General features: G+C 63.0%; 16 protein-coding genes, 1 pseudogene and 1 riboswitch. Of the genes and pseudogenes, 10 read left to right on the top strand and 7 right to left on the bottom strand.

The annotated features are described in order from the left end of the window. Nucleotides 1-23: 23 nt before the first annotated feature. Together J7D54_RS12850 and J7D54_RS12855 are read right to left on the bottom strand one after the other, a co-directional pair. Nucleotides 24-1,919 carry a hypothetical protein gene (locus tag J7D54_RS12850; protein WP_182763298.1) on the bottom strand — a complete coding sequence of 632 codons (1,896 nt, stop codon included), beginning with the start codon at nucleotides 1,917-1,919 and terminating at the stop codon, nucleotides 24-26. 849 nt (nucleotides 1,920-2,768) lie between these two features. Next, nucleotides 2,769-3,623, bottom strand: coding sequence for a hypothetical protein (locus J7D54_RS12855; RefSeq protein ID WP_182763297.1), 855 nt, complete (start codon nucleotides 3,621-3,623; stop codon nucleotides 2,769-2,771). A gap of 34 nt (nucleotides 3,624-3,657) precedes the next feature. Continuing rightward, a riboswitch (SAM riboswitch) is annotated at nucleotides 3,658-3,768 on the bottom strand. A 364-nt stretch (nucleotides 3,769-4,132) separates the two neighbouring features. Between J7D54_RS12855 and J7D54_RS12860 the strand changes: the two genes are divergently transcribed. The 3 genes from J7D54_RS12860 to J7D54_RS12870 all read left to right on the top strand — a co-directional run bounded on the left by J7D54_RS12860 (nucleotide 4,133) and on the right by J7D54_RS12870 (nucleotide 6,285). Continuing rightward, nucleotides 4,133-4,579 (top strand): hypothetical protein, encoded by a 447-nt coding sequence (locus tag J7D54_RS12860; protein ID WP_182763296.1) that lies wholly within the window; start codon nucleotides 4,133-4,135, stop codon nucleotides 4,577-4,579. Next, nucleotides 4,576-5,730 carry a hypothetical protein gene (locus J7D54_RS12865; protein ID WP_182763295.1) on the top strand — a complete coding sequence of 385 codons (1,155 nt, stop codon included), beginning with the start codon at nucleotides 4,576-4,578 and terminating at the stop codon, nucleotides 5,728-5,730. Before J7D54_RS12860 ends, J7D54_RS12865 begins: the two co-directional genes overlap by 4 nt. Nucleotides 5,731-6,117: 387 nt before the next feature. Continuing rightward, the gene (locus J7D54_RS12870; RefSeq protein WP_182763294.1) at nucleotides 6,118-6,285 is read left to right on the top strand and encodes a hypothetical protein; all 168 of its coding nucleotides are present in this window, start codon (nucleotides 6,118-6,120) and stop codon (nucleotides 6,283-6,285) included. Between the two features lie 9 nt (nucleotides 6,286-6,294). Here the strand turns inward: J7D54_RS12870 and J7D54_RS12875 are convergent. Beyond that, nucleotides 6,295-7,469, bottom strand: a protein-coding gene (locus J7D54_RS12875) for an IS3 family transposase (RefSeq protein ID WP_245244018.1) whose coding sequence is annotated in 2 segments (ribosomal slippage) — nucleotides 6,295-7,190 and nucleotides 7,190-7,469 — 1,176 coding nt in all. Because the reading frame shifts where the segments join, the coding sequence is not laid out codon by codon here. A 111-nt stretch (nucleotides 7,470-7,580) separates the two neighbouring features. Between J7D54_RS12875 and J7D54_RS12880 the strand changes: the two genes are divergently transcribed. From J7D54_RS12880 to J7D54_RS12890, 3 genes and pseudogenes are all read left to right on the top strand, one after another. Then, nucleotides 7,581-8,204, top strand: a complete 624-nt coding sequence (locus J7D54_RS12880) for a hypothetical protein (RefSeq protein ID WP_182763293.1) — start codon at nucleotides 7,581-7,583, stop codon at nucleotides 8,202-8,204. Further along, nucleotides 8,204-8,974 (top strand): IS21-like element helper ATPase IstB, encoded by a 771-nt coding sequence (gene istB / locus J7D54_RS12885; protein ID WP_182763292.1) that lies wholly within the window; start codon nucleotides 8,204-8,206, stop codon nucleotides 8,972-8,974. The genes J7D54_RS12880 and istB overlap by 1 nt, the downstream gene beginning before the upstream one ends. A gap of 104 nt (nucleotides 8,975-9,078) precedes the next feature. Further along, nucleotides 9,079-9,321, top strand: a pseudogene (locus J7D54_RS12890) (transposase); the annotation flags it as partial. Nucleotides 9,322-9,430: 109 nt separating this feature from the next. On the opposite strand, the gene drmB reads toward J7D54_RS12890, so the two are convergent. The 4 genes from drmB to J7D54_RS12910 form a co-directional block, all read right to left on the bottom strand. Then, the gene (gene drmB, locus J7D54_RS14480; protein WP_209455137.1) at nucleotides 9,431-11,263 is read right to left on the bottom strand and encodes a DUF1998 domain-containing protein; all 1,833 of its coding nucleotides are present in this window, start codon (nucleotides 11,261-11,263) and stop codon (nucleotides 9,431-9,433) included. Beyond that, nucleotides 11,250-13,895 carry a helicase-related protein gene (locus J7D54_RS12900; RefSeq protein WP_209455138.1) on the bottom strand — a complete coding sequence of 882 codons (2,646 nt, stop codon included), beginning with the start codon at nucleotides 13,893-13,895 and terminating at the stop codon, nucleotides 11,250-11,252. Before J7D54_RS12900 ends, drmB begins: the two co-directional genes overlap by 14 nt. 520 nt (nucleotides 13,896-14,415) lie before the next feature. Beyond that, nucleotides 14,416-19,143: a sacsin N-terminal ATP-binding-like domain-containing protein gene (locus J7D54_RS12905; protein ID WP_209455139.1), complete on the bottom strand. Its 4,728-nt coding sequence runs from the start codon at nucleotides 19,141-19,143 to the stop codon at nucleotides 14,416-14,418. A 73-nt stretch (nucleotides 19,144-19,216) separates the two neighbouring features. Beyond that, complete coding sequence (locus tag J7D54_RS12910; RefSeq protein ID WP_209455140.1) at nucleotides 19,217-20,344, bottom strand: DNA cytosine methyltransferase; 1,128 nt, start codon at nucleotides 20,342-20,344, stop codon at nucleotides 19,217-19,219. A gap of 287 nt (nucleotides 20,345-20,631) precedes the next feature. Here J7D54_RS12910 and J7D54_RS12915 point away from each other — a divergent pair, with 287 nt between their 5' ends. The 4 genes from J7D54_RS12915 to J7D54_RS12930 all read left to right on the top strand — a co-directional run bounded on the left by J7D54_RS12915 (nucleotide 20,632) and on the right by J7D54_RS12930 (nucleotide 26,388). Then, entirely contained in the window at nucleotides 20,632-21,822 is a 1,191-nt protein-coding gene (locus tag J7D54_RS12915) for a restriction endonuclease (RefSeq protein WP_182763393.1), read from the top strand. A gap of 209 nt (nucleotides 21,823-22,031) precedes the next feature. Then, nucleotides 22,032-22,613, top strand: a complete 582-nt coding sequence (locus J7D54_RS12920) for a TetR/AcrR family transcriptional regulator (protein WP_182763289.1) — start codon at nucleotides 22,032-22,034, stop codon at nucleotides 22,611-22,613. After that, entirely contained in the window at nucleotides 22,613-24,355 is a 1,743-nt protein-coding gene (locus J7D54_RS12925; RefSeq protein ID WP_182763288.1) for an ABC transporter ATP-binding protein, read from the top strand. The genes J7D54_RS12920 and J7D54_RS12925 overlap by 1 nt, the downstream gene beginning before the upstream one ends. Then, complete coding sequence (locus J7D54_RS12930) at nucleotides 24,355-26,388, top strand: ABC transporter ATP-binding protein (RefSeq protein WP_182763287.1); 2,034 nt, start codon at nucleotides 24,355-24,357, stop codon at nucleotides 26,386-26,388. The genes J7D54_RS12925 and J7D54_RS12930 overlap by 1 nt, the downstream gene beginning before the upstream one ends. Nucleotides 26,389-26,452 lie beyond the last annotated feature (64 nt).

The raw sequence follows: 26,452 nt of genomic DNA on the forward strand, positions 1-26,452 counted from the left end.
GCAGAACATGCTCTCTGCCGCGGTCACACGCGCATGTCGTCGTGCAGCCGCACGCTGCTCAGCTCGATCGAGCCGTCGTTGCACACCCAGTAGTGCAGCCGTCGGGCGCTCGGGGCGTTGACCTGCAGGCTCACGCGCCACGCCGTCTCCCCACCGGGGCGCACCAATGACGGGGCGTCGCCACCCTCTCCGGTGCGCAACTGATGCCGCCCGCGGGAGGTGAGCTCCGCGTCGAGGCCGGTGAGCACGTGGACCAGCACTTCTACCACTTTGTCACGCGAGACGCCTTCAACTTCCGCCACGGTGGCGAAGAAGTGGTCGCTGTACCTCCACTTCTTTAGGCGCCTGACGCGCTTCTCCGATGGAGTCGTCATCAGGGCCCAGGCGTGGCGGATCTCGAAGTCCAGTTGGTCGGCGTCGTTGTCGAATAGGCGCGCGTTCTCGCTGACCTGAGCGTGCTTGCGTCTCAGTCGCTTCTCCGCGTCGCGCAGCGCGGCGCGGGCGTTCTGGAGCTGGGCACCCAACTCCTCGACGCGGCGCTCCGTGGCGCGGAGCCGCTTCACCAACTGGGCGCGCTCACGCTGGCCAGCGTCGCTCAGATCCCCCGGCTCGTCGGGATGGTCGTCAGCGGCGGGATCCTCGGGCGCGGGTTCCTGCGGCACCAACCAAGGGGGGCCGCCCACCAGGATCGACGGTGCGGGCACCGCCTCCGATGGGTCGCCGGCGTCGAGTAGCGAGAGCATCCACTCGCCGCCGTCGACCTGGCCCAGCCACAGGGGCACGACATCGCCCACCGCGACCAGCGACGACACCGCCGCCCGCTCGTCGCCTAGGTCCTCGGCTGCGACCCGCCGGATATCTCCGGGAAACAGTTCCACGTCACAGCCCGCCTGATCGACTGCGGCGACGCGCGCGAGGATGGTGTCACCGTCACGGTAGCCAGCCACCGCCTCCGCTGCCGAACGCGTGGCCTCGCGTAGGTCCACCCGGCGCGACTCCGGGTCCAGTAGACCGGTGATTTCCATTCCCTTGCAGAACAGCCGCTCGGCGGGTAAGCCAGGTAGCACAAGTTCCGGCCACAGCACCGCCGACGAATCGCCGGGGACGGACACGATTCCGCGGTCGCCTGCCACGCCTTGCACAATGCCCTCCACCATTCGGGCTTCGGCGGGACCGCTGGCGAGCGTCAGACCTCCCCGAGCCGCCATCGACATGGCGTCCGAGATCAACTGCCTGGTGACCTCCACCTTGTCGGCCAAGCTATAGGCGAAGCGCAGTGGGGAGAGGTATGGGTCTCGGGTCCACTCGTCGCCTATCGGGTAGACCCGCGAGGCACCGCCGTAAACCTGGCACAGGTCCGGCACTTGCCCACTGAATGTCCAGCTGGCCTCTGCCGTCGTGATCTCCGCGACATCCGCCAGCCCCGCGAGATCATTGCGCAATGAATCCAGGTCTACGAAGGCGGCGGGGGCGCCCGTCGCCCTGGTGACCACGACGACGGGCCGGGGCCGCTGCGCGCTCACGAGGTGCTGGGCCAGGGAAGCGGCCGCAGCCGCCGTGTCCACCTGCACCAGGTGCGTGGCCGGTTGCGCCGGCTTCTCCGCTTGCACCGAGGGGTACTGCGGTCCAAGACGCCGCGCCGGGCGCGGTACCGGCGTCGCGAGTGGCGCGGGGGGAGCCGATGGCAGCGAAGCGTTGGACCAGGCCGCGTCGAGCGCGGCCCGGATGTCCCTCTCGATCAGGCCAGGCTGGGCTCTGCGCTCCTCCGCGCTGCGCGCCAGCCGAAGGGGCACGCCCATAGGATTGATCTCCCAAGAGTCGCCCGGCGGGTAGACGCGGCAGGCGCCGAGGAACGCTCCACGCTCCTTGCCCACTGCATCCGACAGCGCGAAGGTGTGCTGCTTCGCGGGGAGGGTCACCACATCGATACGACGCCCGAATTTCTTCTCGAGCCCGGCGGCCGACACGAACGGCGCCGCCTCCCCATCCGCAACAGTGAGAACTACGACCGGACGTGTGCGAGAGGTCGAGCGGAGGTAGTCAACAAAGAGAGCGACGTCCAACGTGTCACGCAAGCCCACAGGCCCAATTGTTGGAAACTGCACTGAATCCTCCTTCGGCTGTTTCTCCATCGTGACCGCTGCCACTGACAGCGGTGCGGATTTGTTCAATCTGCCCGGCCAAGTGAGCGTTATCGACGAGCCATTTCGGTCATCCGAACCCCCGCAACTGTCGGACCTCCGCCATAGATAGAAAGGGTCGGATCAGCTGAGAGGCAGACAAATGACATCTCTCACCATCACCCGCGACAAGGTGCTGAAGTGGCGCGATCGCTGGAGCCAGGAGACCTGAGAATCATCGGCACAGAACTCGACAGAGTGGGAGCCGTCACGTTCAGGTCCATGAATCACACGTACGTCGCATGCCGGACGGAGGCGGGACGAGTGGCCTGCCGGATCTACCCCGGCTACGTCGACTTCCCGAAGGGATATGTCCCCACGGACCTGGCCGGGAACGGAACCTGGCGAACCCTGTCCACCTTCCAGAACAGCTCACAGGCTGGATCGCTAGAGATTGCAGAGGCATGCCCCCACTGTTTGACCCGGCTGCCTCTGTCCGGGGTGTGCGGCTGCCCGGACTGATCTGCGGGGTTCTCGGCCGCCCCGCCGGGCCTCGAGGTTCTGCGACGCTGTAGCGGCCGCCGTTATGGACCCGCTCCGGGGACCCCTTCTCGGAGCGGCCCCGATCCGCAGAGAGCGTATCCCGTGTCACGACGTGCTGGGTGTATCCCTGATCTGCTCCAGGGTCCGTGGCGCCCCCCGCTGCCAACCGCCCTCCCTCGAGGGCGTGAACAGGTCGACGCCACCGGTCAGCCCGCCACCACCTTCGCCTTCGCAGACGTCGCAGCCGAAGGCGTCCAGCAGCAGCGCGCGGTGCTGGCTCCAGAAGTACGCGGCCGTGATCGACGAGCTCGTCCACGGTCCCCCGTACATCTTGCAAACCCCATCGGCTCCGCACCGCAGCGGACAGCCGGTGCGCGCCGGGGCCAACTGAACCGCGACCGGTTCGTCTCCTCCGACGTCAACGCCCTCCCGCGTGGCGAGCGGGGTCAGCCCACTGGAATCCCACCGAAAGACGAAGTCCTGACCGTGGAAGAAGGCCGTGGAGAGCGCCTCTTCCTCGTCGATGCCCTTCACCACGGCACCCTTCTCCACCCACTGACGATTCGGCGAGCTCGACACGCTCGGCACCCAGTCCTCACCCTGATACTCCAACCTCCAGTACAGCCCGCCCAGCGTGGCAGCATCCTCATCCGGCATCGTCAGCCGACCGAAGGCGTGGTTCCCCGACACGACGAACACCGGCCCGCACCCCTCGCCGAACAGAGCCTCCGGGCCGTGGGTCTCCGCACCGGGCGTGGGCACCACGTCGACGGGGGACTCATCGCTCCCGTTCGGCCAGATCCGGATGACCGTCTGGCGGTAGGACTCCACCACGGGCACCGAGGGCCGGCGCCGCAGGACTTTCCCGTAGTCAGGGTCAGTGCGGTGTGGCGCTCGGGGGACCGAGATCTGGTCCTCCGGGAAGGAACCCTCACCGGGACGAAGTGGCAACGGCGACATGAAAGAACTCCTCGTTCCAGGTCTCGCTGGAACGAGACCGCATGACCTCGACGGCTGTGGAGGCCGGGTCTTCCTCGGAGGGCACCGGAGCGGTTACCGGTTGCCGTGCGACCATTCCGAGGGATTGGGGCCGCATCTCTTAACCCACCAGGGAGTATGGCACAGCACCCCGACAGAGTGTCCAGAACCACGTTTCGCGGCCGCTTCAGACCCGTCAGATGGATACATCCCCTCCGCGAGAAATTGTCGGAGCCCCCCTCTACATTGATTGCTAAAGAACCAGTGCAACAAGACACTGAACGGCAGCTCGGCGATCTGCGGCAAGCCACAGAAGCAGCCCTTTTCAGACAGGCCCTGGACAAGCCCTTACTTGGGCCCCTGCATCGGTTCTGGACACCTGTGAAGAGAACCACGCAGACCTAGGAGGGAGGCGGCTGAGAACGGCAGCACATTCTGCGCGGTTTGCGTCTCTTGCTCAACCCATCAACCACCTTCCTGGAAAGAACCATATGACGAAGACCCAGACGCCCACTCTCGATGAGATCGCCGCCCACGGGAATCGTGGCCACCACCACGGATATCAACGCAACAACAACGACATCCTCTGCATGGACGGCACGGTCATCTCGGTGATTGCAGGAAACGGCACCTGGTCGAAACCGACTCCCGCCTTCTGCCTGTGCGCGACCGGTGAGGGTGACGGCACCGTGCAGGGGACCGACGGCGTCGTCGACTGCGACTATCCAGGCCCCTATGACTACGTGGAGGTCCGCACGGACCATCCCGAACTGACCGACTCCGGTGAACTGAAATGCTTCGGTATCCCGGTTGAGGACCTGCGCGCCTGGGTCATCCAGCACGGTGGAGAGTTCCGTGTCACCCAGGCCGCGGAAGCAATCCTTCGCCCCCTGACAGAGCCGGGCAATCCCCACCCACCTGAGGAAGTGAAACCATGACTAAGTTTCTCGGCACGAGCCGGTATCACAGCCGCTCCGTGCAGCCCGACGGCACCACCACCGAGTACGACATCACCGAATGCGACTCAGCCTTCAGCATCACCGCCACCAACGACGCGGGAGAACCCCAGACCCGCGACCTCGGAGCCTTGAGCGGCGGGCTCGTCGAGGCCCTCCAGTACAACCCAGCGCTCCTGCGCGTCGGCGCGGGTTTCACGGACATCACCACCAACGGCGGGGTCGGCCTGCACGAGCTCCTCGGCATGCTCGTCGTCGACGAGCCTGGCGAACCCGATCCCAGCTCCGACGACTGGCTCACCCCAGAGGGCGAACCCAAGGTGGACCTCGGGATCGACATCGAGGACTGGGGCTACGACGAGGAGATCCTCAGCATCAGCCCGGCCGACGGCCACGACATCGTGCCGCGGTGGATCCGGATCAACGGCGAACGGGCATTCGTACTGCGGGGTCCAGCCGGGTTCGCGGCCGTCGGGATGCTCGACAACGAATACGAGTGGGCCAGACCCACGCTCACGCAAGACCTTTTATCGTGGCGCTTCTACGGTGAGTCTGGCGGCCCCTGCACCTGGGACGGTGGGGCCGGGCTCGGCTGGTGCGGCTCCAGACTGTGGGCGTTCAACCGGTGGGGTGATGTGGATCCCGTCAGCTATGTCGTCCCCGCGCCTCGGCCGGAGGGGCTCGCCCGCGAACTCGCCGGCTGGATCCTGTCACTCGATTGGGAACTGCCGTACCTGCTCTCTGCCGTCGGCATGCCCGGCCTCGGAGAGGACGAGCGCAAAGATTTGTGGGGGGCCCAGGACATGGAGGGCCAAGAGGCGTCATCCCACCTAGGTGAGGAGCTTGACCGTGAGGTGGTAGAGATCCTCTGCGACTCCTACCCGCAACTGAAGGAGGCGACGGAGGGGCTCTGCAACCCCAATTCCGAACGCGGGCAGCTGATCTACGCCTGGATCCGTCAGATCGTCCACGGTTCGTACCAGTCAGGCTCCTGGAACCAGGTCCACTCAGCCATGGTGGGCGGCATCGAGCCGCCGGCCGACGACCAGCGCGCCCCCACGATGCAGGAGCGGTGGGAGCACAGCGTGAAGCGAGCGACGGCCATCATCGAATCCGCACGAGTCAGCGACTGAGTACTGAAGCAATGGGTGGCGGCCATCCGGACGGGAAAGGGTGCCCGACAGACGGATCACCCAACGGGCGCGATACGGTGGCATCCCTCGGCGGGAGGAGCGCTGTTGCCGAGTGAGAGCGGCCCCAGCGCTCTACAGACAGAGTCACGCCAGGGGCAGTAAGGGGAGCGAATGCAGACAAACGATTTCATCCGCCACGTGGACCGGGAGCTAGACGGGCTCGCCCAGAGCACATTCTCGCCTCGCCAGTTCCCAACTCTGCCCGGAACAGAGTCAAGCGCCTGCCTGCTGCCAGACTTCCGATCCGAGTCCGCTTTCGAGAAGCGCTACGGTCGCACCTACTCGTCGCATGAGAGCAGCGCGAACTTGGGAGCCCTAGGATTCTCAATGGAAGAGGCCACGGCCGTCGTCAACGAGTTCGCCCGATTTGCTGCCAGCAATTACGGCTCCGATGTCCTCGACGCGGCGGAAGCCACGCTTCGTCGGCTGTCCCGCATCGAACAATCGATCGAACCGCTCTTCGCTGGGTTGAGGGACTGCCGAAGGTTTGGTTGACCTCCGGGGTTATGCCGCCAGTTTAGCGGCTGGGTTCATGATGAGTTCGAACTCGATGGGGGTGAGTTTTCCGAGGCGGCGTTGACGGCGTTTGCGGTGGTACTTCCCCTCGATCCAGGACACGATAGCCAGGCGCAGTTCCTCTCGTGTGCCCCAGGATCGACGGTCGAGGACGTTTTTCTGGAGTAGCGCGAAGAACGACTCCATCGCGGCGTTATCGCCACATGCCCCGACCCTGCCCATCGAGCCACGTAGCCTGTGACGCTTCAGTGCCTTGCGGAAGCGGCGCGACCGGAATTGGGAGCCTCTATCGGAATGGACGATCACCCCAGCGGGCCCGCCTCGGTGGGCCACCGCCATCTCGAGCGCGTTGACGGCGATACGGGCCTTCATCCGTGAATCGATCGAGTAGCCCACGATCCGGTTGGAGAACACGTCCTTGATCGCACACAGATACACCTTGCCCTCGCGGGTGCGGTGTTCGGTGATGTCGGTCAGCCACACCTGGTTGGGCCCGTCAGCGCTGAACTGCCTGTTGACCAGGTCATCGTGAACCGGCGCGCCGGCCTTCTTGTAGCGGGTCTTGCGCCTGGTGAACACCGACTGGATCCCGGCGACCCGGCACAACCGCCACACTCTGCGCTCCGACAACTCGTAGCCCAACTCAGCGAGGTCGTCTGCCAGTACCCGGTAGCCGCCCTCGGGGTCGTCGGTGTGCAGCTGATGCAGCACCGAGATGAGTTCTTGCTCCTCGGCCTCACGGGCTGACACCGGTTGCTTGAGCCATTTGTAGTAGCCCTGTTTGGAGAATCCCAGTATCCGGCACGCGACCGCCACCGGCACCCTCACCCGGGCACCGACCGCGGCCATCTCCTTCACGAGCGGATAGATCATTTTGGGGGCGTGATGTGAGCCTGCGACAGATACGCCGCCGCGCGCCGCAGCACCTCGTTTTCCATCTCCAACTCCCGGATCCGACGCAGTGCCTGCGACATGTCCTTGCGGGCCTCTGGATCGGTGGTCGGGGTCATCCCATGGGACTTGAACCTGGCATCACGGAGCCAGGCTTGCAGCGTGGTCTTCGCCACTCCGAGGTCCTTGACGACCTGCTTTTGCGGGATACCCGACTCGACCAACGCGACCGCGTCGCGCTTGAACTCGTCGGTGTAGGTGATCTTCGGCATGGTTGCCATCCTTTCAGCACGACCCCCCTCTCAGGAATCATGCGGTCTTGGAGTCAACCAAACCGTCAGCAGTCCCGCCTCACCGTTGCGGCACGAGCGTTCGTAGGGACGTTGGGAACCCAGATCTACCAGACCAGACCCAGAGACCCGGAGGCCAAGGGGGTGGTGGAACGCGCCAACGGCTTCCTGCAGACCTCGTTCCTCCCGGGCCGCGAGTTCGGATCCCCGGTCGAGTTCAACACCCAGCTCGGAGCTTGGCTGCCGCGGGCTAACCAGCGGCTGCTGCGCCGCACCGGCGCTGCTCCCGCGGCACGGTTGGCAGCCGAAGTGGCAGCGATGACTGCGCTGCCGCCAGTGCCACCCGCGGTCGGGTTCAGCGACCGGATCAGGCTGGGCAGGGACTACTACGTCCGGGTGATGGGCAACGACTACTCCGTGGACCCGACGATGATCGGCAGGTTCGTCGACATCACCTGCAGCCTGGAACACGTCACTGTCCGCTGCGCCGGGACTGTGGTGGCCCGGCATGAGCGTTGCTGGGACCTGCGACGCACCATCACCGACCCCACCCATGTCGCGGCCGCCAAACAGCTGCGCGCAGCCTTCCAGTCCCGCACCACCCCGGCGGCCCGCAGGGCGGAGCCAAGCCAGCAGGTGGGACTGCGGCCGCTGAGTGACTACGACGAGCTGTTCAACATCAACACTGCCGCGCAGTCGGTGAAGGAGGTGGCCTGATGACCACCGGCAAGAACATCGCAGCCGAGATCGCGTTCCTGGCGCGGGAACTGAAGACCCCGGTGATCACCGAGACCTTCACAACCCTGGGCGACCAAGCCCGCCAAGCCGGCTGGTCCCACGAGGAATACCTCGCCGCTGTCCTGGGCAGGCAGGTCGCATCCCGCACCGCCAACGGCACCAGGATGAGGATCTCAGCAGCCCACTTCCCACAGGTCAAGACCATGCAGGACTTCACCTTCGATCACATCCCCGCCGTCACCAGAGACGTGATCGCGCACCTGGGGACCTGCACCTTCATCGCGAAACGGGAGAACGTGGTCCTGCTCGGGCCACCCGGCACCGGCAAGACCCACCTGGCGATCGCCTTGGGCATCAAGGCCGCCGAAGCGTCCTACCCGGTGTTGTTCGACTCCGCGACCGGCTGGATCCACCGGCTGGCCCAAGCCCACGCCAAGGGCAGCCTCGAGCGAGAACTCCGACGGCTGAACCGCTACCGACTACTCATCATCGACGAAGTCGGATACCTACCGCTGGACGCGGCCGCGGCGGCGTTGTTCTTCCAGCTCGTCGCCTCCCGTTACGAGACCGGCTCCATCATCGTGACCTCGAACCTGTCCTTCAGCCGCTGGGGCGAAACCCTCGGCGACGACGTCGTCGCCGCCGCCACCATCGACCGCCTCGTCCACCACGCCCACGTCATCGGCCTGGACGGCGACTCCTACCGAACCCGCGGACACCGCGACAGCATCAACCAGCAAAACAAGTAGCCAACCAACAAGAAACCGGCCGAGAGGGGTCAATTTTCAATCAGCACAGGGGGGTCAGAATTGGCCGGCGTTGACACATGACCCGGCTGATCACCAGGCTCCAGAGCGGCGTCCCGGCCGGCCTCGACGAGCTGCGGTCGCTGGGGCAGACGATGAAACGGCGCCGCGATGACATCCTCGCGTTCTTCGACCACCCCGGCACATCGAACGGTCCAACCGAGGCCGTCAATGGCCTCCTGGAGCACCTCCGCGGGACAGCGCGCGGGTTCCGCAGCATCGTCAACTACGTCGCCCGATGCCTACTCGACGCGGGCGGGTTCAGACCCCTGATCCACTCACTTCTGTGAAGAGCCACTTTGAGAGTTCCGTCGGGATGACACGGCGGTCTCCTCGCGATACCGGAATGGTAGAGGGTTCAGGACATTAGCCGCCCTCATCCAAGGCGGTGACAGCCTCTCAGTTGCGTTGTTCGGCCTGGGCTCGAATCTCCGGCAAAACAGCCTCCATAAGGCCGGGGGTTTGCGACCCGCCAAGAAGGAGCTGCCGATCTAGGAGCCGGTTTCCTGACTCGCAGGACGTCTCACTCACTAACGAACAACCATGGCAAGCCGACAAGTTCAATTGGGCCGAGCCCTGTCTACTGCTCTCGATACAGACTGGATCATTGGAGCAAACCTCCGCGTCATCCAAGGCAGCCAGAATCACTTGGAGCAGATGTGAGGGCTCACCTAGGCGTACGAGCCCGCCCATCGTCCCCTGTGCGTCACCCGCGGATGTTGTGATTAGGATGCCCGCGGTCTTGTCAGGTCTCTCAGAACTCGCATAGACACGCTCCTGTAATGCGGCGGAGGCATACCCGCTGGCGAATGCGAGCCGGCGAATTAACATGTGAGCGAGTGTGTGTAGGGCGAGGAACCGCGGTTCTGGCGAATCAAGACGGCAGGCCCACGGGAGCTGCGCACGTCGGTCAAGGAGGATTCGTGCTCGAGCCTGCACCTTGGGCAAGCTCTCCCAAGCCGCGATAGCTTCCTCATTGAACCGAAGGAAGATACCCTCGCCAAATAGTTCCACAGCAGGATAGACAGGCACATAGCCCGCCCCCCGACCCAAGTCCGCCGGAATAAAACTCGCGTCGGGCGAGTAGCGCCGGAAGCCCTTCAGCGCCCGGACCTCCCGCACTCTGCGAACCTGTCCTACTTGCTGGATCACAGTGCCGATGCTCTCGGGCCATGAGAAATCGGCCGTGGTCCATCCGTCGACGACGAAGCTATCCACGTTCGAGTCGCGGCCATTCGGCAACTTTCTCAAGAAGGCTGCCCATTCTCCGTCCTTGAGCTCGAGTAAAGAGGAAGCGGTGGAAGGCGAAGATCCGTGGGCCTCCGGCCCCTGTTCAGCGACGCCAACGACCGCACGCGGCTCGATACCCAACTCATCGGCGATCCACCCCGCAATGGCAACCCCCTGGGACGTGCCCATCCTGTCTACCAAACGGGAGAAGTACGGGTGCTTGCGGACGCGAAGGACACCCTCTTCGTGCGAGGTCATCTCTTCAGGAATATCTAAGGCTGATAGGCGCTCAGCGAGGTAATTGCCCGTTGCGCCTCTTTGTACAGCTACAAGCGTCGAGTCGCATGTACCCATCGCCAGGTCCCTTGGCTCCCAGGGCTGACGTCCCTCGCACGTGATCCCGTCCCGGTGTAGCGCGGATGGTGTGATGAGTTCATCAAGTCCTCGCGAGCGCCCACAACCGGCGCAAACCACCCTCAAGGACTGCAGTCCTTCTCCTCTCGCCTTCAGGCGCTCAAACCGCAGCTCGGTGTACTCCCGGCAATTGCGGATGGTTTCGCTGAGCTCGTCGTCGGTTCCTCTGTGGGCCCACATGAACCACGGGATGTCCTGGATATGGCTACCCTTCTGACAAACACCCACGAACCGCATGGGAATCAGAAAGCCGCCACAAGCGCAGGAATTGCTCCACCGGCCCTTGACTCTGCTGGAGAGGCGAGTGAGTCGTTCACAGCGTTCGCAGAAACGCCACGCGGGGAACCGCAGGTATTCCAGCGATGCAGTCTGCTTTCCAGCTTTTCCACCGTGTGAAGGTGGCTCACGCAGCTCTCCTCGGCCAAGCTGGTCCACGAGTCTCTGACACTCGATAACCGGGGCTGTACGCCGTTGCCAGTAGGATGTATCAGGAGCGATGAGGGATTCTCCCAAGACATCGACGATTGAGCCGACCCCGAACGGGGACACTATCTCCTGAAGCCTCAAGTCATGACTAATCTGTTCCATCGCGCCTTCCTTCGTTTGGCTCCTGCACCCTCACCGCCACATTGGGTTCTACTGAGCGCATCGAATCGCCGACCAGCCAACCCTCACCGATTTGGCCGAAGCGTTTCAGCAGAGCTGAGTCATCCTTAGGTAGGCGTTCATAGCGTAAGCTAGATCCCTCACCACGGAGCTTTTTTGCACGCCAATCCCAATCACGAAGAAGGCGCCAGATCGCTGACTCAGTCTCCTGCGCCTCCAGGGGGTCAGAGGCAGTGATACGCCGTGCGAGCTCCTCAACGAGTGCCTTGATTCGTCGACTAAGGTTCGGGTCACTGAGATCCATATTGATGGCATCACCAGGGCCAGCTAGGTCGGTAACCGTTTGCCGGACAAGAGTCACGATGGCTCCGGCCAGGGATCGATCTCGCGATGACAAGGACCACGGCGTCACACTGGAGGGCTCCACCCCGCGGTATAGGGCTTCGTGATAACCACGGAAAGTCTCAAAGTGGGATCGATCGCGGGCTCTGTTGGGCCGGAACAACGTTGTGACCAGTCCTTTCGTGCCGCCACGGCCGACGCGACTAGTCGCCTGGATGTATTCTGCGGTCGTCTTCGGCTGGCCCACCATAAGCATGAGGGCCAGCCGAGGGACATCGATCCCCACTGACAACATGTTCGACGACAGGACAACGTCAACCGCATCGGGGCGCTCATCGATGCTGCGGCTCAGTGCCCTCAGATCGTCTGGGAGTTCCCCGGGACCACGACGACTCGTGAGTTCGATCAGATTTGACGTTCGGACATAGCGCTCACGGAGGCTCAGCCGCTCCGCACGCGTCTCTAATCGACCGTTAACATCATCGAGAACAAGCGTCCCGCTGCGCCCTAGCTCTCGCAATGAATTGTGGTACATCACCAAGGTCCAGTAGCTATCCCGCCTAGGCTTGTCCTCGAGTGATGTTTGCCCAAGGATGTCCGGAAGTTCTAACAGGGGGGCCGCTGACGAAATCAGGGCAGAAGCTTGGGACATCGACTGCGGCATGAGGCCGACGTAGAGTCGGCCCTCGCCGCTCGCGACTGGCTTTGAGAAGAACGTCACATCGTCGTCGAGACCTGATGGCGGGTAGAGGGCCACGTCCCTGCCATATAGTCCCCGCACCTGATCAGCGCTTGCGCGGATCGTGGCCGTCGATGCAACGATCTTGGGCGCGTGTCCGTGTTGGCTCAGCAACTGCTGGATCACCGCATCAAAAACCGCCACGGTAGTCCCCAAAGGGCCCGACAGCAGGTGCAACTCGTCCTGAATGATAAGGGATGGCTGACGATATGGTGAGTTCAGTCCCAGGAGCCGGCCCGCCATCGGGTTGAATTGGAGACGAGCAAACTTATCGACCGTGGCAAGCAAGATTGTGGGCGGGGCCTCATACAGTTGTTCATCAATCACTATGAGGGGAAGCTCACCGTGAAAATGACATTTTGCGTTCGGGCAGCGGATGATTACGTCATGCCCGACAATCACCATCCCGTAGTTCTGGCCTTCTGATCTAGCCTCGGGCACCAGTGCAGCCTCGCACCAGGGACAGCTTTCAACCTGGAACTCGTTTGATCCTTGAGGGTTAGCGGCCTTTCGCAGGCGATTGACAGCCTCACGTGCCTCCAATTTCGTGCCCGGCGTCACCTCGTTGCCAACCCAAAGACCAATTGTGAAGGGTGCCATCCCGACCACTCTTGGGTCGGTATCTCTCATGACCTCCATGGCGCAGATGAGAGCAGCTGCTCTCTGGAACTGCTGCGCCGTCAGCAGGCGAAGCGTGTACCGAGTTATCACGGCAGTGCCGCCGCCCTTGATCCCGTCGGTGAGACGCCGCCGGAAAATCTCGATGGCGGCGAGACCCAGGTAGGCCTCAGTTTTGCCACCTCCGGTAGGGAACCAGATGAGATCCACAATTTCCCGATCGGGATGTCGCGAATCGGCAGTAGATGCTAACGAAACAAGAATGAACCCGAGCTGGAACGGTCTCCATCGAGGCTCCTCCTGTGGCCTACCACTGATGTTCGCGCCGTTGAGCATTTGCAGCCGCATGGCACTCATAGCCAGCGCAAAAGCGCGCTTCAGTAGAGTGTCCTCATCCAGCCGCTGGAGGCTCTCCTTCATACGCTCAAGAGCCACGCGTGATCGCGCCACGATTCTGGAAGCCACTTCGCTACGCGAACCGAAATGCGCGACCCGCGATTCCTGGCTACCGATCCATCCCTCAAACCCATTGACGAATCCATGAAGCGCCCTTGAGACCGAGGAAGCGTCTTGATCGATGGTCGATAAGAATTCCAAGCTCAGCGAATCATATTCCGGCGTCCCCGGGGAAAAACCCGTGGTCTCCACGTCGGAGACGACGAACGCCGGGACAGGCGTGAGCCAAATCCTTTCGCACACACCGTTCTCAACGATCCAGTCGGCGGCCATGCCATGACCAACCGCAAAGACCTGCCGGTTGCGGAAGCGTAGGTGAAGCTCCTGCGCTTCGGCATCGTCGTCGTAGGTGCGTGAGGTGTCGTATTCGAGGATGTGTCCACCACCAACGGGAGCGACTGATAGACCTGCTTGAAAGAGCATCCGCTCAACATCCGCTCGATCATTGCCCGCACTCATAGCGGTGACTCGCAGGTGTACCGTAACCAAGAAGGCGGTTCCATAAGGACGCCAGCGAGACCCAACTTCGAGAGATGTCCCTCCCTGATCGAAGCGTTGGGTGGCGTTGCTAGAGTCCAATCCGAACACCGGAATACCCAACGGACTGCGCGCCCACCGCTGGCCACCGTCTGACTCGACTGAGGCGTAGGTCGCACCTTCTATCGTGCAGCGAATCTCGGGCTTGTCGGTCACGAAAGAGATGGCAACCGAAGTGGGGCGCCAGTCCTCCGCGAGAGGAGACGAGTCGTCTTCTTCAACGTCTCCTTCTGCTACCCCGCCAGGAGCCGAGAGGTCGGAATCGACCGGCGTAACCGGTAGTTCCGACTCGATGGGGAAGAGCATCCCCACGGGGTACTGCAGATGTGGACGATTCCGAAGAACTTCGAACTCTCCGTCCTCAGGTCCACAGTAGGCAGACCTCAGGTGTTCCAACGCTTTCCTCTGGGTTGGCGTCAACATTTGCTCTCCTATCAGGCATCTACCATCTGCGATGGCCCCAGTATTCTTCGTACTCGCGGTAGCCCAGGAAGTCATTGAGATCGCCGAAGTTGTCAGCGAGGTCCACGATGAGACACTCCTCCTTGCCGCCATTTCTCGGTCCACGTAAACCGCGCCCGGCCATCTGAATGTACGCATTCGGGCTAATGGTTGGGCGGGCAATGTACAGAGCCTTGACGCCAGGGGCATCGAACCCCTGGATGAGGAGGTCACAGTTCGCGAGGATCTGAGTCTCGCCATTCTTGAACTTCTTGATTGCTTCCTGCCTCTGGTATCGGCCGGTCTGCCCGCTGACAGAATCTGCAGTCGCACCCCTATAGCGCAGAGTGGCGGCGAGCACCTGCGCTGACAGCACGCTGGGAGTAAAGACAAGGATGGGCCATTCAGGGTCCTGGGACAGTACGTGATCGGCGAGGATCCTCATGCGTTCCTGATCTCGTCCGACCCGGTCCATCACGACGGCGGAGAAGCGTCGGCTCTTTGCAGCGTCTGCTCGCTCCTTGGGGTCCAGGTCGACCTTCACACCAGGCAGAACTTCATGGCGGACCCTGGCCAGAACACCGCGCTTGACCAGCTCGTCATACTGGTGCTGCCCCTCCGTGAAGGCCGTTAGCCTGTGGCTTCCGTAGCGGGTGGCGAGGTTCGCTGTGCCCTGGCCGGATTGGCCCTTGAAGGGAGTCGCTGATAGACCCACGAGCGGGCGATCCCAACTGCGCCCGTCTATGCCAAGCCACTGGAAGATTCTCGTGTAAAGCGTCGAGTCACCACTCCTATGCGCTTCGTCCACGATCACCGCTGCAGGCTTCGACAGCCACTCGTATTCCGCCCTCCCCAGGACCACGTCAAGCTTTGCGTCGGTTGCTACGACAACAGAGAATTCCGTCTCTGGCCGAGATACGTCGTTGCTTTCCCAGAGACGTCCAACGGTGAGGGGGCGCTCGTCGCCCAATCCTCGCCAGACGGTGCTCCAAGTCTGGACTGCCTGCTCACACAGTTCCTGCGACTGAGCGATCCAGAGCACTGTCCCCTGGAGATCACCACTGATGAAGGCGCGCAGGACGGTTTCAGTTGCCACCCGCGTTTTGCCAGCACCGGTTGGCAACTCCAGCATGGCTTTGAGATGCCTTGACGTCTTCGCATCCCGTTCGGTTAATACCCGATTCATCTGGGCGCTGATCTCAGATTGAAAATCGTGAAGAGGCGGGAGTGTGACGGCCCCTGGAACTATGAATTCAGCATCCTGGCGAATTCTTCTTGTACCCGCGTACTCTGGACCGAATCCCATCCGGCGTAGCCACTGGACCGCCGCCGGGCTACCAGCCCAACTCTCGGGCACATCCCCGAATCCCAGATCCATGAACTGGTCCTTGAGGTTCTTGACTGAGTCAGTCCCGTACACCGTGAGGAAGAGATCAGCCACGGACGTGCGCCTGTTCACCAATCCTTGAGACTCAAGCCCCACCCAGAGGCCCTGGGGGAGCTGGTCTTTAAGGGTATCGTCCCCAAAATAGGCCTCCAGCCGCTGCGCATCGGTCTGTGCAGCTGCGGCTTCGGCCCTCATGGCCTCCAGCTGCGCGTTTACGCCAGCCTGCATAATGCTCAGTATGTCTGCGTGGTTGAGTCCCAATGCGAATGCGTCGCTGATCCAGTCCAAAACCTGTTTGTCACTCGCGCCGGACGCGACGATGAGATTGAGACCCTCTAGGTGCCAATCCAGCGTCTCCGATACGACGCCGTCCTCGGTCGTTACCAACTTCTCGATCTCGGCGGCACGAGTCACAGAGGCGTGTGTTAGTGCTTGCGCCCACCAGGGCTCCCGCAGCCCGGGGAAGGCGTCGAGAACCTGGTCCGATCGTTGCTCTCCAGCCCATTCGACAGAGAATGAGAAGCTGTCCTCGAATCGCATGCAGCGCAGGCTCTCGACTACTTGATCGACGTCATCCTCTGCTACCCGCAAGTACGGTTTTTGCCTGCTCCGAAGAAAGTCCTGCTGCTCATCATCATGTGCCAGGTAAACGAGGGATGGCTCCCGGCTCTCAACCCGTCCCCCCACGCGCGCGAGAATGCGCGCTGGGGCGGTGTTTGGATAGGCGACGGGCGCCGCGGCCAACACGAACTCAAGAAGAAGCTCATCCGTCACCGCACCCGGGTACTCGTCCTCGTTCAATGCTCGAGCCAAGATTTCAGGCGCTACGCAGTCAAGCTCACGGGGCAACCCCAAAGCCTCGGCCACCACCGATGGCGCTTTCAACAGAGGAAGAAAGGCATGGTATCGCGTGAGTGTGGGTGAGACGACCATCGAAGGATGAAGCGGCCCACGAATGGTGTTGAGGAGTCCGGCTACCTCGACTGCCCACGCGACTGGCGAGGGGACCCGGTGATTGACACCTGCCTCGTCCTCGCCATCCCAAGGCTCATCACCCCACGCCAAGAGCCGTTCGGTCCACTTAACTCTTTCTTCGCTCGAAGCATGGGAACGCAAAAGAATCAGAAGAACCGACGCTGGTCCGCTGCTGACCTCGGTGGTCGGGAATAGCGACAGGCGCTCAATAGGCCGCTCGCCCGGTCCCAAGCATGCGTTGATGGAGTCCAGCACCCACTGCTGGTACTCGGCTTCCAGCGGTTCATCTTCGAGCTGGAAGTCCTTCACGGCTCCTGAAATCACGCCGAGAGAATGCGCGAGGGGTCTCACACATCGCCGTGGATCGAGCTGCACGCTTTCAAACTCACCAGCCAAGGGTCGCTCGAGATCGATCACTCTTTGAGGCCAGTCCCACCCGCCATCGCGCGTCGGTACCTTTATGGCTGCTCCCGGGCATTCACGGAACACCCGCTTGGCAGTCTCCAAGGGCAGGTCGAGGACGTTGTCCCAGATCTGGAGCAGTTCTTCTTCCTGCGGATCTCTGGATAGGTTCATGAGCCTCGCGCGAAGCAGTGTGGAGGGCGACAGATCCTGGAACCGGTTCTCTCTGAGCAACCGTTCGATACCCTCCTCCTCGAGGAACGCCTCCAACACGAATACAGCGTCTTCGACCTCTACATCCTCCACTCTGCGCATGTAGACACCAGCGTGGTCGTCGAGGCTCTTCAGACCGGCAGTCGTGGGAATTACTCTGGCTTTGACTGCTTCCTCGCAAGCCTTTTGCGGCGCAGCTACTCGCAACGCGTCGGCAGCTGATACCAAGTCGGGACCGTCGGCCCATTCACGGAGCCATGACCTACCACCGCGTTTCGGAAGTTGCTCTAGGGCGCGCTTCCAGTCGCGTGTCTCTTCCTCGAACAGGTCGCTGTTCTGTTGCACCGCGCAAAGCGTCCGGAGTCGAGTCAGACGCTGCCTATCGCCATAGCAACGGGGGTGGGGGACATCATCACCAGTATGCGGGGACATGCACCATGCTTCGTGAGTCCTCTCGCTGATGTCGAGTTCAGACAGGAAGTCCAGGGGCCGTAGCTCCCCAGGCTTCCGCAGAACTCCCTTCGCGTCGGGGATGAAGCAAGAAGTGGCGGCCATAGCAGGAATAAGTGTGCTGAGCTTCTGGTCTCCCCACGAGCGTATCTCTCGACCGCGGGCAGGGAGATAACGCAAGTGCAGTGCAGGATCATCCGCTGTTCTCACATTCGGAACGAGCTCAACGAACATCTCGGAAACCGTTTGGAGAATCTCTTCGTTGTAGCTATTTACTAACAGGTTCGTCCGGTCATCGTTGACGCTCCATGGAGCGTTGAAGAGTCCGCTCGCAGTTGTTTGATCGGCCAGTGGGAAGTAGGACCAAAACTTGCCGACCGCTTGGGCCCGGGTGCCTAGCGGGACGGCAACCGTCACCTTGACCTCATCACGAGAAACAGCTTCACCGACTTCCTTCTTGGCCTCGTGTGAGGGTCGGTGCATCTGCTCAGCGACCAGCCAGTCTTCGCCTTCGCCAGAGGGCCGCTCGATACGGAGTCGCCCCGGGCCGGTTTCTCGGGAACTGTGCGATGTCGTGAAGCGGTCGTCCCCGATGACTCGTAGGCGGATTTCCCTTACCGCTCGGACAAATAGCAGGAACTCAGAGTGGAAATCCTCAACCTCGTCCCGCAGCCGGCTGAGGTTCCTCGCAGCAGGGAGTTTCACGATCGTCGTGGCCCACCGGGACAGCTCCTCCAGCACGGGGTCTTCCTGGAACTCTTCCCACGAGTCCAACAGGGTCGGCGTCCGCAGGATAGGGAACCGTGCCGCACCACCCGGGAGCTTCGTCAGATCGGCGCGAGCCCGCTCCGCATTGAATTGGAACGAGACCGACCGGCTGAATACTTGCGGGGCCTCGGACACTGCAAGAACTGACTTGAACCCAAGGCCGAAGCGCCCGATCTCGTCGCCTCGTTTGGCACTTAGGTGCGCGTGGAAGAGCGAACGCAATCCGCTGCTGCTGAAAGGTCGTCCTGAGTTGGCGACGTACACAGCACTGTCTTCCTCATCCAGCAGGATTTCGACCCGGCCGTGCTCTTCGCCCGAAATGCCAGCCATCGCATCAGCGCCGTTCTGGACAAGCTCCAGCAGAGTTCTGTTCGCGTAACCGCCAACACGGACAGATTCCTCCTGATTGGCATGCTCACTGATCAGGTTAGGGTTCTTCGAGTAGGCCCCCAGAGCCCGCTGATAGTGATCCTCGATCTCCTGGACCAATCCTGGATCCGGGTCCCAGTTGCTTTTGGATATCAACAAACCCACGATGCCCCTCCTCGACTACGTAGGCATGAGGCTAGCGGACTTCACTGACAAACTCGCGACTAACCCGTAGTTATCAAGCGTCGATGCACAGGCACCTGTCTGGTGCTTCGAGCGCTTCTGCCACCACTTGACCGATGGCCTTGCCCAGGGGGATCGGGACAGCATTCCCGATCTGCCTGGCGATCGACGTCTTCGTGCCCGCCCAGCGATAGGAATCAGGAAAACCCTGCAGGCGCGCTGCCTCATGGTGAGTGAGCGCTCGGTCCTCCGTTGGGTGGATGTATCTGCCTTTTTCCGGCTTGAAGAACTCCGTACGAATTGTCACGGAGGGGCGAGCGCTTCGGAGACGTCCCATTACGTCTCCACTCCCGCTGGTGTGTTTGCGCCAACATGGAGCCTTGAGTTCGTCCGGGAGGTCAAATCGGTTGCCTCCAGGGGGTATGCACTGGAACCGATCGAGCGAAACCTGTTTGTAGTTCCTGGTTATGTGCAGCTCTGCCGTGGTGAACGGCCCTGGAACAAGATTGCCCAAGCTGTTCATCGACCGATCCGGCAACTCGGTCCGCGTGACGGCGGGTTCCAATCCTGCAAAGGCGTCCCGAACGGACCTCCATTCGCTTGGCTGGTGTGTCGGTACGGGCCAACCGGGTCTAGGCATGTCCCTACGCCACCCAAGGAGGATGGCACGCTTACGAAGCTGGTGCGCGCCATAATCGGCGGCGTTGAGGACTCTCGCTTCGATGACGTAGTTCTCAAGCGGCGCTCCGGGGAGGGTCCACTCCTCCAAGGCAGCTAACTCCGCAGACTTCATGAACACCGCGACGTTCTCTAGCACGAAGTACTTCGGCTGAGCCTTCTCAAGCGTTCGAGCGTACTGCACCCAAAGTTGGTTGCGCAGATCCTGAGCGTCCCTTTTCCCCAGGGTCGAAAAGCCCTGACATGGGGGACCGCCCAAGACGACGTCAACCTCGGGGACGACGTGCGAGTCCAGCCACTCTTCGATGTCACCACGGTGGATCACATCGCCATGGTTCAGTTGATAGGTGGCGGCCGCATGCAAATCAAGCTCGACCGCTTGAACGACCATGAACCTGTGGCTGGCTAGCCGAAATCCCTCGCTCAGACCTCCCGCGCCTGCGAAAAGATCCAAGACACGGAGGGGAAGGATTTTCGCACTCTCCACCATGTTCCCCGTATCCATGAGGGGAAGGGTATCTGGTTCCTCTGACCTTTTCTAGCGGGGCACGCGCCCTGCCCCACACAGTCAAGTCCGGCAGGTGAACCAGCAGCTCAGGGATCAAGAGCCACCAGCGAACCGACACACCTGGCATTGTGTCTCGCATGGGTCCCAACGTAGACATGCGCTTCCTCGGGGTTAACGAGGTAGTTCGCTATGACCGCACTTATGACACTAAGCAGGCAACCCTTGACGGATACCCAAACTTCTGGTTTGTACAGCATCCGCCCGGTCACGCTGGCCCTCGTTTGATGCTGGAAGCAGGTATCAACCGAGTCGCATTGATTAGTGACCTGCAGGGCGTGGCGCGTCTCCCCGTGCTCCTTCTCCGCTCGAGTCCCTGGAAGGCGGGCCAGGATTCAACGCCTTGGCATGACGAGTTCGACCTTGACCATGGTCATGTGCGGTACTTCGGCGACCACAAGGTCACGACCCTAAAGCCCCTTGGGTCGACGCCAGGCAACGCTCAGCTGCTATCCGTATGGAACCTCCACGCTTCAGGCCGCCGCGAAGACCGCGTTCTCGCCAGCCCGATTCTCTTGTTTCGCGCCAGCCCCACAGTCATTGATGGTCAGCGGAGGGATAAGGGTTTCCTAGAATTCTGTGGAGTCGCCGTCATGGAACGTCTCGAGTACATCGTTCAGCGCGATCCGGCCGGACGAGGCACCTTTCCAAACCTCGTGGTCGACCTCAACGTCATCAGGTTGGGCGAGGATGATGAGTTGGATTGGCGTTGGATCGATGATCGGCGGGACGAAAGGCTGTCGGCCGCGGAGACGCTCAGGCATGCCCCGGCAACGTGGCGGGCATGGGTTGAGCGTGGCAAGGTGGAACTCCCGCGTATCCGGCGCCGAGTTCTCACCAGCCCGGTACTCGGCAAAGCGGAGCAACTGCCTGAGCCTGGCTCCGTCGACGAAGCTATCCTCCGGCAGGTCTACGGTGCTTTCGACGAGCGCAAGCACGCCTTCGAGTGGCTGGCCTCGCGCGTGGCTGAATGGGTTCTCAGAGCGTCCGGTGCCCACTACGACGTGGGCTGGCTGACCCGACCAAGCGGGGACGGCGGTATGGATTTCGTCGGAAGGCTCGACGTGGGGACAACGTCCGCGAAAACCCCACTCGTAGTGCTGGGCCAGGCGAAGTGCATCCACCCGGACTCCATCATCAGCCCAGATCAAGTGGCGCGTGTAGTAGCCAGGCTACGGCGGGGATGGATTGGGGTGTACGTGACTACAGGCACGTTCAGCCAACGTGCCCAGATCGAGGTTCAGGATGACGAGTATCCAATAGTCCTAGTTCCGGGCAGGATCCTTGCAGCTGCAGTGCACTCGCTAGCCGAGGAAGCCCACCAAGGTGATATTCGTTCCCTGCTTGAGTTAGCAATTAACGAATACGAGGGGGCAGTAACGAACCGACGCCCCGCGGAAATCTTGACCGCTGGCTGAGCACTTCTCGACAGAGCTCCGCTGACGTCCGTGGGCGGAGGGGCTCAGTAGCAGCCGCCCTCATGCGCAACCCGGTGAGGCTCTGAGCAAGGCCGCACCCGGAGTCGCGCGAGTATTCACCGATAGCGCAGCGCGACGTTTGGACCTTGCGCCGTCGCCCCGCCGCGCGGTGAGTTGATGAGTGAGCTCTCACTCACTACACTCGATCCGTGACCCGCGCGACACCCATGCCCCCACAGGAGCGACGCGCCTCCCTCGTAGAGGCGACACTCCCCCTCCTCCTCCAACACGGACCCTCCCTCACCACCAAGCAGGTGGCCGAAGCCGCCGGCGTGGCCGAGGGCACCATCTTCCGTGCCTTCACCTCGCTCCCCGACCTCATCGCCGCCACCACGCGTGAGGCGCTCTCCGCCCAGCGTCTGCAGCGGGACATCGCCGCCGTCGAACCAGGCGACACCCTCCTCTCGAAGTCGCACGCAGCCATCGCCATCCTGACCCAGCGCATGGCCGACATCCGCAACCTCCTCCACACCGTCCACCACAGCCAGGAGTCCGACGGCGGGGCCTGCCTCCGCGACGAACTCGAAGCTCGCCGCGACGAACTCGAGGCCTGGCTGATGGAACAGCTCGAACCCCACATCGACGAACTCTCGATCGAGCCGCAGGCCTACGTCGAGTTCCTGCGCACCATCGCACTGGGCCACGTGTTCAACTACACGCACGGCTCCGCAGCCCTCACCCCCGAAACCCTCGCCTCCCTCGCCCTCACGGGCGCCCGAAAGGCCTACTAATGCTCTCCCGCCTGGCGCGGCTCATCAACCGCTATATCCGCCCCTACTGGGGCCTCCTCTCCATCGTGATCGTGCTGCAGACCATCGCCACCATCATGAGCCTTTACCTCCCCACCCTCAACGCACGCATCATCGATGAGGGCGTCGTGAAGGGCGACCCCGGCTTCATCTGGGGCACCGGCGGCATCATGCTGCTCCTCTCCGCCGTCCAGGGCGCCGCGCAGATCGGCGCGGTCTGGGCCGGTGCGAACGCGGCCATGCAGTTCGGGCGCGACGTCCGCACCGCCATCTTCAACCGCGCGCTGAGCTTCTCCACGCAGGAGCTCAACAAGTTCGGCGCCCCGTCGCTGATCACCCGCAACACCAACGACGTGCAGCAGGTGCAGATGCTGGTCCTCATGACCGCGGTCATGCTGGTCTCGGCACCCATCACCATGGTGGGCGGCGTGTTCATGGCGCTGCGTGAAGACGCCGGGCTGTCCTGGATCATCCTGGCCGCCGTCGTCATCCTCGGCATCGGCATCGTCGTGCTCATCGTGAACATGGGCCCGCTGTTCGAGAAGATGCAGAAGCGCATCGACTCCCTCAACCGCGTGCTCCGCGAGCAGATCACCGGCATCCGCGTCGTGCGCGCGTTCGTCCGCGAACCCCACGAGGCCGTCCGCTTCGAGAAGACCAACGCAGAACTGGTGGACGTCACCACCAAGGTGGGCCGCCTCATGGCCTTCCTCTTCCCCTTCGTCGGGTTCATCATGAACCTCTCGACGGTGGGCGTGATGTGGTTCGGCGCGTACCGCATCGAATCCGGCGACATCCAGATCGGCCAGCTCACCGCGTTCATCGCCTACCTCATGCAGATCCTCATCTCCGTGATGATGACCACCATGCTGCTGGTGATGGCGCCCCGCGCCGCCGTCTCCGCAGACCGCATCATGGAGGTCCTCGACACCGAGTCCTCCGTCGCGCCGCCGGCCCACCCGCAGCAGGCGACCATGGTGCGCGGCAACGTCGTCTTCGACGGCGTGAGCTTCGCCTACCCGGGCGCCGAGGCCCCGGTCATCAAGGACGTCTCCTTCACGCTCACCCCCGGCAAGACCACGGCGATCATCGGCTCGACCGGCGCCGGCAAGTCGACGCTCATCAACCTCATCCCCCGCCTGTTCGACGCGACGGGTGGCCGCGTCCTCGTCGACGGCGTGGACGTGCGCGACTACGACCCGGACGACCTCTGGGCCCGCATCGGCCTCATCCCCCAGAAGCCGTACCTGTTCACCGGCACGGTGGGCAGCAACCTGCGCTACGGCAAGCCGGACGCCACCGACGACGAACTGTGGGAGGCGCTCACCGTCGCCCAGGCCGCGGATTTTGTCCGTGAACGCGACGGGCAGCTCGAGTCGAGCATCGTCCAGGGCGGCACCAACGTCTCCGGCGGTCAGCGCCAGCGCCTCGCCATCGCCCGCGCGTTGGTGAAGAAGCCCGGCGTGTACGTGTTCGACGACTCCTTCTCCGCGCTCGACGTCGCCACCGACGCCCGGCTCCGCGCCGCGCTCGCCCCGGTGACGCGCGAATCGTCGGTGCTGGTGGTCGCGCAGCGCATCTCCACCATCACCTCCGCCGACGAGATCCTGGTCATGGACCACGGGCAGATCGTCGGCCGCGGCACCCACGAAGAGCTCCTCGAGAGCAACCCGACGTATCAAGAGATCGTCGAATCCCAGCTCAGCGCGGAGGAGGCGGCCTGATGACCGACACGACCACCACCCAGAACCCCGACGACGACATGGCCCTGCCAGTCAAGGCCAACGAGCGCCCCAAACACGGCCCCGGACGCCAGATGGGCCCTGGCGGCCACGGCATGGGCACCGGAGAGAAGGCCGCCAACTTCGGCGTCTCCGCCCGGCGACTCCTGCGCCACCTCCGGCCCGAGCGCGCCTGGATCATCACCGCCGTCGCGCTGGGCACCCTCTCCGTCGCGCTCGGCGTGGTCGGCCCGAAGATCCTGGGCCTGGCCACCGACAAGATGCTCGAGGGCATCGTCGGCAAGCAGTTCCCGGCCACCGCCACCAAGGAACAGATCATCCAGGGCGCCGAGGCACAGGGGCAGACCGAGTTCGCCGACCTACTCCTCAACCTCAACTTCGTCCCCGGAGAAGGCATCGACTTCGGCGCCATCGGCAGCATCCTGATGCTGGTGCTGGCGTTGTACGTTGCTTCGTTCGCGTTCTCCTACCTCCAGGGCTGGATCCTCAACGGCGCCGTGCAGCGCACCATCTACCAGATGCGGCAGCGCGTCTCCGCCAAGCTGGACCGGCTGCCGCTCCGCTACTTCGACAAGCAGCCCCGCGGCGAGGTGCTCAGCCGCGTCACCAACGACATCGACAACGTGTCGCAGACGCTGCAGCAGACACTGTCGCAGCTGCTCAACTCGCTGCTGATGGTCATCGGCGTGCTGATCATGATGTTCTGGATCTCGCCGACGCTGGCCCTCGTCGCCCTGGTCAGCATCCCGGTGGCCGTGCTCATCACCGCCATCATCGGCAAGCGCTCCCAGAAGCTGTTCGCGCAGAACTGGAAGTCGACGGGTGAGCTCAACGCCCACATCGAAGAGGCGTTCACGGGCCACGCGCTGGTGAAGGTGTTCGGCCGCCAGAAGGAGGTCGAGGCGGTCTTCGCCGAACGCAACGATGAGCTGTACAAGGCCGGCTTCGGTGCCCAGTTCATCTCCGGCATCATCATGCCGCTGATGTTCTTCGTCGGGAACCTCAACTACGTGGTGATCGCGGTGCTCGGTGGCCTGAGGGTCGCCACGGGACAGATGAACATCGGCGACGTGCAGGCGTTCATCCAGTACAGCCGCCAGTTCACGCAGCCGCTGACCCAGGTGGCGTCGATGGCCAACCTCATGCAGTCGGGTGTCGCCTCCGCGGAGCGCGTCTTCGAACTGCTGGACGCCGAAGAGATGACCGGGCTCGACACGTTCGCCGAGTCTGGCCAGGCGCAGAGCGCAGGCCAGGCGGGAGCGCCCGGCAACGTGACGGGCCGCATCGAGTTCGAGCACGTCGACTTCTCGTACTCCCCCGACAAGCCGCTGATCCGCGATCTCAACCTGGCCGCCGAGCCCGGCCAAACCGTCGCCATCGTCGGCCCCACCGGAGCCGGCAAGACCACGTTGGTCAACCTCATAATGCGGTTCTACGACCTCGACAGCGGCCGCATCACCATCGACGGCGTGGACATCGCCATGCTCCCGCGCGGCGAGGTGCGCCGGAACATCGGCATGGTGCTGCAGGACACCTGGCTGTTCGGCGGGACCATCTGGGACAACATCGCCTACGGCCGCCCGGACGCCACCCCGGACGAGATCATCGAGGCCGCCAAGGCCACGTTCGTCGACCGCTTCGTGCACTCGCTGCCGGACGGTTACGACACGGTGATCGACGAGGAGGGCTCGAACGTGTCGGCGGGCGAGAAGCAGCTCATCACGATCGCCAGGGCGTTCCTGGCCGACCCTGCGCTGCTCATTCTCGACGAGGCCACCAGCTCCGTGGACACGCGCACCGAGCTGCTGCTGCAGCACGCCATGGCGGCGCTGCGGACCGGCAGGACGTCGTTCGTGATCGCCCACCGGTTGTCCACCATTCGCGACGCGGACCTCATCCTCGTGATGGAGGACGGGGCCATCGTCGAGAAGGGCGACCACCACGAACTGCTGGCAGCCGAGGGTGCGTATTACGACCTGTATCAGTCGCAGTTCGCGGCGGCGATCGAGGACTGACGGGTAGATCCGCGCACCGCCGGCGAGCGCCGGAACCCCCGGGCACGGGGGGCCTGACCCAGGG

The organism is Tessaracoccus sp. MC1865, from assembly GCF_017815535.1.
Classification (GTDB): domain Bacteria; phylum Actinomycetota; class Actinomycetes; order Propionibacteriales; family Propionibacteriaceae; genus Arachnia.